Genomic DNA, 13,229 nt, shown 5'->3' with positions numbered 1-13,229 from the left:
TGCTTTTCTGGAGTTCCACCATGAACGTTTCTTCCCGCAGCGCGGGCGCACTGACGCGCCTGTCTGTTTCCCTGTCGCTGGCCCTGGTCGCGTTGCCGCTGCAGGCCGCCGCCGACGACGCCCGCACCCTCGATACGCTGGTCGTCACCGCCTCCGCGCCGTCCTCGCCACTGCGCTGGGTCACCGATCCGCGCCTGCCGCGGCAGCCGGTCCCGGCCAGCGATGGCGCCGACTATCTGAAGACGGTTCCCGGCTTTTCCGCGATTCGCAACGGCGGCACCAACGGCGATCCGGTGCTGCGCGGCATGTTCGGCTCGCGCCTGAACATCGTCAGCAACGAAGGCAATCTGATCGGTGCGTGCCCCTCGCGGATGGACAACCCGCTGTCCTACATCGCGCCGGAAACCTTCGATCGGCTGACCATCATCAAGGGGCCGCAGAGCGTGCGCTGGGGTGCCGGTGCTTCCGCGGGCACGGTGCGCTTCGAGCGCGATACGCCGCGCTTCGACCAGCCGGGCATGGACATCAACGCCAGCGCGCTGGTCGGCTCGCGCAACCGCAACGACCAGGTGCTCGACCTCACTGCCGGCGCCTCGCCGGGCTATGTACGCGTCAACGGCAACCGCTCCGAATCGGATGACTACAAGGACGGCAACGGCGACGTGGTCCCCTCCAGGTGGCGCAAGTGGAACAGCGACGTGGCCGTCGGCTGGACGCCCGATGCCGATACCGTGCTGGAACTCTCGGCCGGCACCGGCGATGCGATCGCGCGCTATGCCGGTCGTGGCATGGACGGCGCCTCGTTCAAGCGCACCAGTTACGCCGCTCGTTTCGAAAAGGACAACCTGCCGGGTGCATGGGACAAGCTGCAGGCGAACCTGTACTACAACGACGCCGACCACGTGATGGACAATTACACGCTGCGCACGCCGAACCCGGCCAGCAGCATGCCGATGCCGATGGCGTCCAACGTCGATCGCCGCACCACCGGTGGCCGTATCGCCTCGGAATGGCGCTGGCAGGACATCGCCATCGTGGCCGGCGTGGACGCGCAGGACAGCCGTCACCGCAGCCGCAATGGAATGGGGCGCAATGTGTACCGGCAGCAGCCGTGGCGCACGGACGCGCGCTTCGAAAACCTCGGCGCGTTCACCGAGATCACCCTGGGCGAGGGCACCGCACAGCGTTGGGTGGGGGGCCTGCGCATGGACCGTGCCGAGGTGAAGGACGCGCGCGCCACCAGCGGCATGATGGCGATGCCCAATCCCACCGCCGGGCAGACCCGCCGCGAGAACCTGGGCAGCGGCTTCGTCCGCTTCGAGCGTGACATCGCGCCCGCCCTGACCTGGTACGCGGGTGTCGGCCACAGCGAGCGCATGCCCGACTACTGGGAGCTGTTTTCGCCGGACCTCGGCCCCGCCGGCGCGGTGAATGCGTTCACTGGCGTGCAGCCGGAACAGACCACCCAGCTCGATCTCGGCCTGCAGTACCGAACCGATCGCCTCAATGCCTGGGTCTCGGCCTATGCCGGGCGCATCCAGGACTACATCCTCTTCACCTACCGCGACGGCGGCATGATGGGCAGCACCAGCCAGGCCAGCAATGTGGATGCGCGCATTGCCGGCGCCGAGGCGGGCGCGGAGTGGCAGTTGGCGCAGCAGTGGAAACTCGGCGGCACGCTGGCCTATGCCTGGGGCGAGAACCGCAGCGACGGCCGCGCGCTGCCGCAGATGCCGCCGCTGGAAGCCCGGCTCAGCACGGCGTGGGAAGGCGAGCGCTGGACCCTCGGTGCGCTGGCGCGTGCGGTCTCCCGCCAGGGGCGGGTCGCCGCAGGGCAGGGCAACGTGGTCGCCCGCGATCTGGGGCCCAGCGCCGGCTTCGCCACCGTGGCCTTGAACGCCAGCTACCGGTTCAACGCGGCGCTGCTGCTCAGTGCCGGTGTCGACAACGTGTTCGACCGCGCCTACAGCGAGCACCTGAACCTCGCCGGCAGCGCCGATTTCGGCTTCCCGGCCGATCCGGTGCGGATCAACGAGCCCGGCCGCACTGCCTGGCTCAAAGTGAACTATCGGTACTGAGCATGACGGCCGGGCGGGGCGTCCATGCCTCGCCCGGCGCCTGATGCGCCAGCCACGACAGGGCAGCACGGTGGCGCGCACTTCGACATGCGCCGATACATGGCGATACACGCCTGCTGCCTCCCAGCACGAAAGGGCTTTCGCCCGTCACCGGAAGATGTGAAGACCCCGGTAAACGCTTGGCACATATGCCCCGGCTCGACCCCTCTATACACTCGGCGGTCGAGAAACAACCGGGATTGCATTACATGTTGGGACGCATCGCAGCGCGCTTCGCCGCTGGCATCGCCTTGGTCGCATTGGCAGGGTGTGGCAGTAAAGACGAGGCCGCTCGCCGGCAGGCAGACGCCGTACCGGTCACCACCCAGGTGGTGCAGACCTCGGCATGGAGCGACACCCTGCAGGCGCTGGGCACGGCCAAGGCGCGCGAGTCGGTGACGATCACCGCCAAGGTCAGCGAAATCATCGAGACGGTCCACTTCGAGAGTGGCCAGCAGGTCAGTGCCGGTACCCCGTTGGTGACCCTGCGCGGCCAGGCCCAGGAAGCGGCCCTGCTGCAGGCCCAGGCGACGTTCCTGGAAGCGGACCAGCTGTACAAGCGCCAGCGCGAACTCGCCGCCCAGCAGCTGGTGGCCAGCTCCACCCTGGATACGCAGCGCGCCATCCGCGATGCCGCCGATGCACGCGTGCGTGAGATGCAGTCGGATATCGGTGATCGCCGCGTGCGCGCGCCGTTCGCCGGCGTGCTCGGCATCCGCCAGGTCAGTGCCGGTTCGCTGGTCACCCCGAGCACCGCGATCACCACGCTGGACGACATCGAGCGCATGCACGTGGACTTCCAGGTGCCCGAAGCCGAGCTGGCCTCGCTGAGCACCGGCGACAAGGTCAACGCGACCAGCGTGGCCTATCCAGGCCGCAACTTCGAAGGCCAGGTCGCCACCATCGATACGCGCGTTGATCCGGGCACGCGCGCGGTCACCGTGCGCGCCGACTTCATCAACGCCGATCACGCCCTGCGCCCGGGCATGCTGCTGGATGTGCGCATGTTCCGCCCCGAGCGCCAGGCGCTGGTGATCCCCGAGATCGCGGTGGTCCAGGTCGGGCGCGATTCCTATGTGTTCCGGGTTGCCAAGGACGACACCGTGGAGCGGGTGGACATCACCGCCGGCGCGCGTCGCAGTGGCGTGGTCGAAATCCGCGACGGCCTCACCGCCGGTGACCGCATCGTGGTGGACGGCACCGGCAAGCTGCGCCCGGGCCTGAAGATCCAGGCCGAGGAGGCTGCACCGGTCAGGCCGGCGGCACCGACGACGGTCGAACCGGATGCCGCCGGATGAAACTCTCCGACGTTTCCATCCAGCGGCCGGTGTTCGCCGTGGTGATGAGCCTGCTGCTGGTCGTGCTGGGCTTCATGTCGTTCACCCGCCTGACCCTGCGTGAGCTGCCTGCCATCGATCCACCGATCGTGTCGGTCTCGGTGGATTACACCGGTGCCTCCGCGGCGGTCATCGAGAGCCGTATCACCCAGGTGCTGGAAGATGCCCTGGCCGGCATCGAAGGCATCGACACGATCAACGCGCGCAGCTCCAACGGGCGCTCGCAGGTCAGCATCGAGTTCACCTCAAACCGCGATATCGAAGCGGCCGCCAACGACGTGCGCGATGCGGTCAGCCGCGTCGCCGATCGCATGCCCGAAGAGGCGCGGCCGCCGGAAATCGCCAAGGTCGAGAGCGACGCCGATCCCATCATCTGGCTCAACATGAGCTCGACCTCGATGGACACGCTGGAGCTGAGCGACTACGCCGACCGCTACATCGTCGACCGTTTCTCCAGCCTGGATGGCGTGGCGCAGGTGCGCATCGGCGGCCGCCAGCGCTATGCGATGCGGATCTGGCTGGACCGCGACCAGCTCGCCGCGCGCGGCCTGACCGTGGGCGACGTGGAAAGCGCGCTGCGCAACGAGAACGTCGAACTGCCGGCCGGCCGGATCGAATCGGCCGACCGCGATTTCACCCTGCGCGTGGAGCGCAACTACGTCAAACCCGAAGACTTCGCCGGGATCCCGCTGGGCAAGGGCGCCGACGGCTACGTGGTGCGCATGGGCGATGTGGCCAAGATCGAACTGGCCTCGTCCGAACGCCGCGCCTACTACCGCAGCAACGGCGAGCCGAACATCGGCCTGGGCATCGTCAAGACCTCTACCGCCAACGCGCTGGATGTCGCCCGCGAAGCGCGCGCCGAAGCCGAGCGGATCAGCAGCACGCTGCCGGAAGGCACGCGCATCTTCGTCGCCTTCGACAACACCACCTTCATCGAGGCTGCCGTCGATCGCGTCTACGCCACGCTGGTGGAGGCGATGCTGCTGGTGCTGGCGGTGATCTGGCTGTTCCTGGGCAGCTTCCGCGCGGCCCTGATTCCCGCGGTGACGGTGCCGGTGTGTCTGATCGCCGCCTTCATCGCGCTGTATGCGTTCGGTTTCTCGATCAACCTGCTGACCCTGCTCGCGCTGGTGCTGTGTATCGGCCTGGTGGTGGATGACGCCATTGTCGTGGTCGAGAACGTGCAGCGCCGCATCGATCTGGGCGAGCCGCCGCTGGTCGCCTCCAAGCGCGGCACCACGCAGGTGGCGTTCGCGGTGATCGCCACCACGGCGGTGCTGGTCGCGGTGTTCCTGCCGGTCGGCTTCCTGGAAGGCAATACCGGTCGGCTGTTCCGCGAGCTGGCCGTGGCATTGGCCGCGGCGGTGGCGCTGTCGGCGTTCGTGTCGCTGACGCTGACCCCGATGATGGCCTCCAAGCTGCTCAAGCCGCATACCGGCCAGGCACCGAAGGGCCTGCACGGGGTGATCAACCGCAATCTGGATCGCCTGTCGGCGGCCTACGGGCGCTTCCTGGAAGCGCACGTGACCCGCACCTGGATCTACATCGTGGTGATGATCCTGTCGCTGCTGGCCAGCGCGCTGCTGCTCAAGGTGCTGCCCTCGGAACTGGCCCCGGCCGAAGACCGCGGCTCGTTCCAGATCATGATCGATGGCCCGGAAGGCGCTGGTTTCGACTACACCGTCGGCCAGGTCCAGCAGGTCGAGAAGATCGTGTCCGGCTTCGTCGGTGAAGACCAGCCGATCGTGCGCGCCAACCCGCGCGTGCCCGGCGGCTTCGGCGCCAGCGAGGAAATGCACACCGGTCGCATCAGCGTGTTCCTGCAGCCGTGGCGCCAGCGCGACGTCTCCACGCCGGATGTGGCATCCGAACTGCAGACCCACCTCAACGATCTGCGTGGCGTGCGCGTGCGCACCCAGGTCGGTGGCGGCCTGGTCCGCAGCCAGGGCCAGCCGTTCCAGATCGTGCTCGGTGGCCCGGAGTACGAAGAAATCGCACAGTGGCGTGACCGCATGCTGCTGCGCATGGCCGACAACCCCGGCCTGGTCGGCGCGGACTCGGACTACAAGGAAACCCGCCCGCAGATGCGCGTGAACATCGACCGCCAGCGTGCGGCCGATCTGGGCGTGTCGGTCACCGCGATCGGCAGCGCGCTGGAAACCATGATGGGCTCGCGCCGCGTCACCACCTTCGTCGACAACGGCGAGGAGTACGACGTGCTGGTCCAGGCCGGCCGCGAAGGGCGCGCCTCGCCGGCCGATCTGGCCGCGATCCGGGTGCGCGCCAGTGGTGGCGAGCTGGTGCCGCTGTCCAACCTGGTCACGCTCAGCGAAGTGGCCGAAGCCGGCAGCCTCAACCGCTTCAACCGCCTGCGCTCGATCACCATCAACGCCGGCCTGGCCCCGGGCTATCCGCTGGGCGAGGCGATCGCCTGGGCCCAGCAGGTGGCCAGCGAGGAGCTGCCGCAGCACGCGCAGGTCAGCTGGAAGGGCGAATCGCGCGAGTACCAGAACGCCGGCAGCGCCGTGCTGCTGACCTTCGCGATGGCCCTGCTGGTGGTGTTCCTGGTGCTGGCCGCGCAGTTCGAGAGCTTCATCCATCCGCTGGTGATCATGCTCACCGTGCCGCTGGGCGTGCTCGGGGCGCTGCTGGGGCTGTATGTCAGCGGCGGTACGATCAACCTGTTCAGCCAGATCGGCATCGTGATGCTGGTCGGCCTGGCGGCCAAGAACGGCATCCTGATCGTGGAGTTCGCCAACCAGCTGCGCGACGAGGGCCGCAACGTGCACCAGGCCATCGTCGAATCGGCGATGGTGCGCCTGCGCCCGATCCTGATGACCTCCATCGCCACCGTGGTCGGTGCGATCCCGCTGGTGGTGGCCGGGGGTCCCGGCTCGGCCAGCCGCGGCACGATCGGCGTGGTGGTGATCTTCGGCGTGACCGTGTCCACCTTCCTGTCGCTGTTCGTGGTGCCGGCGTTCTACTCGCTGCTGGCGCCGTATACGCGTTCGCCGGAAGCCGTGGCGCGCGAACTGGCCCGCCAGGAAGCCGAAACCCCCTCCGTGGGCGGCCATGCCTGAGCGGAATGGGCGGCATTGTCGCCCATTCATCGAAATTGCCACTACGCAGCCCGGCGCGGATCGTGGAGAATCGACCGGGTCCCAGCCGACGGGGACGTTCCTTTTGTTTCCGCCGACTGGAGAGAGCGCGTGGAAGAAGTAGTCAGTTTCATCAACGGGATCATCTGGAGCAAAGCTCTGATCTTCCTGTGTCTTGCCGCAGGCCTGTACTTCAGCGCCCGCACCCGTTTCATGCAGATCCGCGGTTTCGTGGAGATGTGCCGGCTGACCGTGCAGGGTGAGAAATCCGACGCGGGCGTGTCCTCGTTCCAGGCGCTGGCCATGTCCATGGCCGGGCGCATGGGCATCGGCAACATCGCCGGCGTGGCCACCGCGATCGCCTTTGGCGGCCCCGGTGCGATCTTCTGGATGTGGGTGATGGGCTTCCTCGGTGCTTCCACGTCGTACGTGGAATGCACCCTGGCGCAGATCTACAAGACCAAGGATGCCGAAGGCCGCTACCGCGGTGGCCCGGCGTATTACATCGAAAAGGCCATGGGCCTGAAGTGGTACGCGCTGGCGTTTGCCGTGGCGACCATCATCGCCGCCGGCTTCCTGATGCCGGGCGTGCAGGCCAATGCCATCGCCGACAGCATCATCAACGCCTGCCGCGGCGGCAGCCTGTGCGGGCCGCTGGATGGCCAGTTCATGGGGCTGGAATCGGTGCAGGCGCTCAAGCTGGGCATCGGCATCGTGGTCGCGCTGCTGCTGTCGGTGGTGATCTTCGGCGGCGTCAAGCGCATCGCCAACTTCGCCGAGGTGGTGGTGCCGTTCATGGCGGCGGCCTTCATCCTGATGGCGATCGTCATCATGATCATCAACTACGACCGCGTGCCGGACATGTTCCGCACGGTGTTCAGCAGCGCCTTCGGTGCGCATGCGGCCTTCGGCGCGATGATGGGCCTGGCGGTGGAGTGGGGCGTCAAGCGCGGCATCTACGCCAACGAGGCCGGCCAGGGTACCGGCCCGCACGCGGCGGCCGCGTCGGAGGTCTCGCATCCGGCCAAGCAGGGCTACGTGCAGGCCTTCGCGATCTACTTCGACACCATGATGGTGTGCACCGCCACCGCCTTCCTGATCCTGGCCGCGGGCACCTACAACGTGTATTCGCCGGTGCCGGGCGGCGCCCCCGTGTTCGCCGGCCTGGCCGGTGTGGCTGAAGGCGCTGGCTATGCGCAGGCCGCAGTGGAAACCGTCATTCCGGGCTTCGGCGCGGCCTTCGTGGCGATCGCGATCTTCTTCTTCGCCTTCACCACGATCATGGCCTATTACTACATGGCCGAAACCAACCTGACCTATGTCAACAACAACGCCAAGCGTCCGCTGACCGTACTGCTGCTGCGCCTGGGCATCATCGGCATGGTGATCTTCGGTGCGTTCCACAATGCCGGCATGGCGTGGGCGCTGGGCGACATCGGCGTGGGCCTGATGGCCTGGTTGAACATCATCGCGATCCTGATCGTGCAGAAGCCGGCGATGCTGGCCCTGCGCGACTATGAGCGTCAAAAGAAGCTCGGCCTGGATCCGACCTTCGACCCCGATGCCCTGGGCATCAAGAACGCCGATTTCTGGCGTACCCGCAAGCTGGAGCTGTCCCGTAGTGAATGATCCCTGGAAGAATGCGCGCCGTCCGTCTTCGCGGCCGCCGCGCGCCACGCCGCTGCCGCCCCGCGAAGGTGGCACGCCGCCGCCGCCCGGCCGTGGCAACGACGAGCTGCGCCTGTACGGCTGGAATGCCGTGCAGGCCCTGTTCGAGCATCGCCCGCAGGCGCTGCGCAAGCTGTACCTGACCGAGGCGCTGATCCCGCGCATGCAGCCGGTGCTGAAGTGGTGCGTCGCCAACCGCGTCGGTTACCGCGTGGTGGAAGACGGCGATCTGAACAAGCTCGCCGCGACCACGCATCACGAAGGCCTGGTCGCCGACGTGCTGCGCGCGCCGATGCTGGAGCTGGAGGAGTGGTTGGCCACGCTGCCCGCCGACGCGCCGGTGCTGGCGCTGTGGCTGGATGGCGTGGGCAATCCGCACAACTTCGGCGCGATCCTGCGCTCGGCCGCGCATTTCGGTGTGGCCGGGCTGCTGCTGCCGCCGGGCGCGACATTGGCGTTGTCCGGTGCCGCCGCGCGCGTGGCCGAAGGGGGCGCCGAATCGGTACCGCTGGTGCGGCTGCCGGCACTGCCCGAAGCGATGGAGCAGCTGCGTGCCGCCGGCTTGAGCCTGGCCGCCACGCTGGTGGAGGGCGGCGATGATCTGTTTGCCAGCACGCTGCCGGCGCGACTGGTCTACGTGATGGGCGCCGAAGGCGAAGGCATGGATCGCGAGCTGGCGCAGGCGTGCGACCACCAGGTGTCCATCCCGGGCACGGGTGCGGTGGAAAGCCTCAACGTCGCCTCGGCGACGGCAGTGTTGCTGGCGCAGTGGTTCGGACGCAGTCGCGTCTGAGCCGTGCGTGCGTTTTCGGGGAGAGCGCGGCGTCATTCGCGCCACCCACGGTGTGATCGGTTTCACCGAAATCGTCGTGACTACATCGCTTTCGGATTAATCGCATAGTGCACGCAGTGAAAACTGCGCACAGTGCCGGGTGGACGCTGTGCTGCGTGGGTGAGGAGAGACACCCCCGCAGCGCGGCGATCCGCTTGTCCGGACCGCGAAGGTCTAGCGGCGCTCACCGCGTGGGGTGTGACGTTATCCCGGTAGCCCGGTCGCAATGCGACCGGGCTTTTTTTTGTACCGACCAACGGTCGGTACCTACCATTTGCCAACGTCAGGTACCTGCCTGTTGGGATTACTCGCTCGGCGGCGTGGTCGGCTTGGCTTCGCTGCCGAAGCTGCCCTCGGCTTCGGCGGCGAGATAGGCGAACACGGTATACGCCGCTACGTTCTGCGCCAGTGCGGCCGGGTCGATCTTGTCGAGCGTGTCGTCGGCAGTGTGGTGCAGGTGGAAGTAGTCGCTGCCATCCTGTGCCAGCCACGCCCACGCGCCGCCCTTGGCTGCCAGCGGACCCACGTCCGGGCCCGGGCCGCCCTTGTCAGCGGCGTAGGCGATGCCAAGCGGCTTGAGCACCTCGGCGATCTGGCGGGTGGCCTCGCGCGAGTTGGCCGGGTTCGGTGAGCCGGTGTTGAAGGCGTAGATGCGGCCCGCGCCGAAATCGCTCTCGGCCGCGAGCTGGTGCAGCACCACATCCTTGGCGTGCGCTTCGGCGTACGCCTTGCCGCCGTACAGGCCCTGCTCCTCGTTGGCGAAGGCGATCACGCGGATGGTGCGCTTCGGCGCCTGTTTGAGCTGGCCGATCAGATGGCCGGCGGCCATGGTGATGCCCACGCCGGCGCCGTCATCGACCGCGCCGGTGCCCAGGTCCCAGGAATCGAGATGGCCGCCGATCACCACCACTTCCTTGGGCAGGCTGCGCCCGGTGATCTCGCCGATCACGTTGTACGAGGTCGCCTTGCCGTCCCAGCCGCAATCCAGGCTGAGCCTGAGCGTGGTGCTGCCCAGCGCGACCAGGCGCGCCAGCTGGTTGGCGTCCGGCACCGACAGCGCGGCGGCCGGCACCGGGGTCAGGCCGTCATCGAAGCGGGTGATGCCGGTGTGCGGCACGCGATGCGAGTCGGTACCGGCCGAGCGCATCACGAAGCCGATCGCACCCTTGCGTATCGCCTCGGACGGCCCCTTGCTGCGCACCGCGCCGCCGTTGCCGTAGTCGCGGCCATCGCGGTAGGCGGTCATCTGGTAATCGACGAAGGCGATCTTGCCCTTCAGCGAACCTTCCGGCGCGGCCTGCAGCGCGGCCAGATCGGCGAAACGCACCACCTCGGCCTCGACCGTGCCGCCCGGGCTGCCGCCGAGGGCGGTGATGGCCAGCGGCTGGGCATGCTTGCCGATCACCGCGGCATGCTCGCTGCGGCGCTCCCACTTGGGGAAGGTGACCGGCTCGGTCCAGACCTTGTCGAAGCCGAGCGATCTGAACTTGGCGACCGCCCAGGCCACCGCGCGCGCGTCGGCCTCGCTGCCGGCGATGCGCGGGCCGATTTCGGTGGTCAGCGACTCGACCACCTTCCAGCCGGTGTCGTCCTTGAGGGCCTGTTCACGCAGCTCGGCGGCGGTGGCCAGCGACTTCGGCGGCAGCGTGGTGATACCCGTCGCCGCGAACGCGGGCGCGGCCAGCAGGGCGAGGGAAGATGCGATGGCAAGGACGCGGCGACGCATGGACGAACTCCGGAAACGGGGCGGAAGCGTCCGAGCTTACCAGCCTGTCCGGCGCGCACATGGGCGGTAGGTCATGCTCCGGCGAATGCTGTTTTCCAAAAGCGAAAACCCCGCCGGAGCGGGGCTTTCGATGGGGAGTGCCGGCCGCTGGCCGGCTCCGCGCGATGCAGGATATCCGTGGAGCCGGCCAGCGGCCGGCACTACCGGTGTCGCTGCCTCAGTGCTTCAGGTTGTCGCGGATTTCGCGCAGCAGCAGCACTTCTTCGCTCGGCGCCGCCGGGGCGGCCGGCTCGGCCTGCTTCTTGCGAGCGAGGCGGTTGATGAACTTCACGACCATGAAGATCGCGAAGGCCACGATCACGAACTGCACCACGGTGTTGAGGAAGTCGCCGTAGCCGACCACCACCGCCGGAATCTCCTTGCCATCTGCGGCGATCCGGGCCGGGGCCAGGGTCCAGGCCAGCTCTGAGAAGTCCACGCGGCCGATCATCCAGCCCAGCGGCGGCATGATGATCTTGTCCACCAGCGCGGTGACGATCTTGCCGAACGCCGCACCGATGACCACACCGACCGCCAGGTCGATGACGTTGCCACGCATGGCAAATTCTTTGAACTCAGTCAGTACACCCATCGGGCTCTCCTGTCGTAGTGGGGAATCAAATGACGCCGCAGCGTAACGCAGCCATTGTCATCCGGCGATGACGCCGTGGCGCTCGGCCACGTTTTCCAGGCGCGCGCTGAAACGGTCGCCCGGCTTCAACGCGGCCACGCCCGATGGCGTGCCCATGAACACCAGATCGCCCGCGCGCAGCGCCCACAGCTTGGACAGTTCGTGCAGGATTTCCGGCACGTTCCAGATCATCTGGTCCAGCAGCGACTGTTGGCGCACTTCGCCATTGATCTCCAGCGACAGGTTCAGCGCGGCCAGATCGCCGACTTCGCCGGCCGGCACCAGCTCGCTGACCGGGGCGGACTGATCGAAGCCCTTGGCCGGATCCCATGGATGGCCCTTGGCCTTGGCCTGCGCCTGCAGGTCGCGGCGGGTCAGGTCCAGGCCGACGCCATAACCGAACACCAGCGCCTCGGCCTGGTCGACCGGCAGCTCGCCGGCGGGCGCGTCCTTGCCGATCGCCACCACCAGCTCCACCTCGTGGTGCAGGTCCTGGGTGGCGAGCGGGTAGGGGATCACATCGTCATGGCCGACCACGATCGCATCGGCCGGCTTGCTGAAGAACATCGGGCGGCCGCGATCATCGGCAGACGGCACCGCTGCACCCATTTCGCGCGCGTGATCGGCGAAGTTGCGGCCGACACAGTAGATGCGACGCACCGGAAACGTACCGCCACCGGCGACCGGAATGCGGGGCTGCTCGGGCGGGGGGATTACATCGGTCATGCGTGCGTCCTGTGGAGAGGTTTCGCCGCAGTCTAGAGCGTTTTTCCGGTCCCACAAACAGAAACGGCCGCGCAGGGCGCGGCCGTCATCAGGAGGGAAGCGCGTCGATCAACGCGACATCGGCAAGGCCTGCTTGCGGACCACGCGGTATTCACCGTCCACGACCTGCGACGGAGCGGTGCGCGCACTCTTGCGCTGGGCGAGCAGCTTCCATGCCAGGCCGGCGATGATCATCGCCGCGCCCACGAACACACCGACGAACACCAGCGCGGCCAGGATCGCCAGGCCCAACAGACCGACCGCGACGCGCACCAGCGGATGGCGCGGCTTGCGCGGCGCGAACAGGGTGCGGAATTGGTTGAACTGGAAGAAGCGGCTGTACATGGCACTCTTTTTGGCTGAGGTCAGCAGTGGATGAGTATCCGTGCTGGCTTTTGTCATTGAGTGAAAAAGTCGTTAAACGTACCGCGCGTTCATTGCAAATCAATGACTTGTATTCATCCGGGAGCCAGTGACATGAGTGCGTGAGACACTGTCCCTCCACTGCCCGTTACCTGGATGCCATGTCCGTTCCCGAGACCACCACCACCGCCCTCATCGCCCTGGACGCCTTGGCGGACGGGGGATTTGCCGAAACCGACGTGCGTATCGACGGCTACAGCGAATCGGTGGTGCTGTACCGCGAGGGTGACCAGGTGCGCGCGTGGCTGAACATCTGCCCGCACGCGGGCCGTCGATTGGACTGGGCGCCGGGGCAGTTCCTGAAAAGCAGGGAAGGGCACCTCGTCTGCGCGGCGCATGGCGCCTCGTTCTCGCTGGACAACGGCGACTGCGTGGCCGGCCCGTGCCGCGGCGATCGCCTGCGCACGGTCCCCGTGCAGGTGCGCGACGGCCAGGTCTGGTTGGCGTGACAACGACCGGCAGGTCGCCAACCCACCGGTAGGTAGCGAGCGTTGGTCGCTACGCCCCCGGTGTCGGTCGCACCCGACCGGTAGTGCCGGCCGCTGGCCGGCTGCTCTTGACGGCCAACCGTACGTGGAGCCGGCCAGCGG

Annotated in this window: 10 protein-coding genes; 6 read left to right on the top strand and 4 right to left on the bottom strand. The window is 67.6% G+C overall.

From position 1 onward, the window contains the following. Positions 1-20: 20 nt before the first annotated feature. The 5 genes from ABE424_RS18725 to ABE424_RS18705 all read left to right on the top strand — a co-directional run bounded on the left by ABE424_RS18725 (position 21) and on the right by ABE424_RS18705 (position 9,016). On the top strand, positions 21-2,078 hold the full coding sequence (locus ABE424_RS18725) for a TonB-dependent copper receptor (RefSeq protein WP_346491691.1): 2,058 nt from the start codon (positions 21-23) through the stop codon (positions 2,076-2,078). 248 nt (positions 2,079-2,326) lie between these two features. Continuing rightward, positions 2,327-3,415: an efflux RND transporter periplasmic adaptor subunit gene (locus ABE424_RS18720; RefSeq protein ID WP_346491692.1), complete on the top strand. Its 1,089-nt coding sequence runs from the start codon at positions 2,327-2,329 to the stop codon at positions 3,413-3,415. Continuing rightward, positions 3,412-6,537, top strand: a complete 3,126-nt coding sequence (locus tag ABE424_RS18715; protein WP_176988363.1) for an efflux RND transporter permease subunit — start codon at positions 3,412-3,414, stop codon at positions 6,535-6,537. The genes ABE424_RS18720 and ABE424_RS18715 overlap by 4 nt, the downstream gene beginning before the upstream one ends. 129 nt (positions 6,538-6,666) lie before the next feature. Further along, positions 6,667-8,184, top strand: coding sequence for an alanine/glycine:cation symporter family protein (locus ABE424_RS18710; protein ID WP_176988364.1), 1,518 nt, complete (start codon positions 6,667-6,669; stop codon positions 8,182-8,184). A gap of 52 nt (positions 8,185-8,236) precedes the next feature. Continuing rightward, positions 8,237-9,016, top strand: coding sequence for a TrmH family RNA methyltransferase (locus ABE424_RS18705; protein ID WP_346479265.1), 780 nt, complete (start codon positions 8,237-8,239; stop codon positions 9,014-9,016). A gap of 343 nt (positions 9,017-9,359) precedes the next feature. Here ABE424_RS18705 and ABE424_RS18700 read toward each other — a convergent pair whose 3' ends face one another. The 4 genes from ABE424_RS18700 to ABE424_RS18685 all read right to left on the bottom strand — a co-directional run bounded on the left by ABE424_RS18700 (position 9,360) and on the right by ABE424_RS18685 (position 12,561). Beyond that, a complete protein-coding gene (locus ABE424_RS18700; protein WP_346491693.1) occupies positions 9,360-10,781 on the bottom strand; it encodes a M28 family peptidase in 1,422 nt (473 codons plus the stop codon). Positions 10,782-10,998: 217 nt separating this feature from the next. Continuing rightward, positions 10,999-11,412, bottom strand: coding sequence for a large-conductance mechanosensitive channel protein MscL (mscL, locus tag ABE424_RS18695; RefSeq protein ID WP_346492172.1), 414 nt, complete (start codon positions 11,410-11,412; stop codon positions 10,999-11,001). Between the two features lie 57 nt (positions 11,413-11,469). Then, on the bottom strand, positions 11,470-12,177 hold the full coding sequence (locus ABE424_RS18690; protein ID WP_346479764.1) for a fumarylacetoacetate hydrolase family protein: 708 nt from the start codon (positions 12,175-12,177) through the stop codon (positions 11,470-11,472). 108 nt (positions 12,178-12,285) lie between these two features. After that, positions 12,286-12,561, bottom strand: a complete 276-nt coding sequence (locus ABE424_RS18685; RefSeq protein WP_176988368.1) for a hypothetical protein — start codon at positions 12,559-12,561, stop codon at positions 12,286-12,288. A 179-nt stretch (positions 12,562-12,740) separates the two neighbouring features. On the opposite strand from ABE424_RS18685, the gene ABE424_RS18680 reads away from it, so the two are divergent. After that, entirely contained in the window at positions 12,741-13,088 is a 348-nt protein-coding gene (locus ABE424_RS18680; protein ID WP_346492173.1) for a Rieske (2Fe-2S) protein, read from the top strand. The last annotated feature ends 141 nt before the right edge of the window (positions 13,089-13,229 follow it).

The sequence above is a fragment of the Stenotrophomonas sp. TWI1149 genome (assembly GCF_039673155.1).
GTDB lineage: Bacteria > Pseudomonadota > Gammaproteobacteria > Xanthomonadales > Xanthomonadaceae > Stenotrophomonas > Stenotrophomonas maltophilia_AA.
This window is presented reverse-complemented; position numbering and strand designations above follow the sequence as displayed.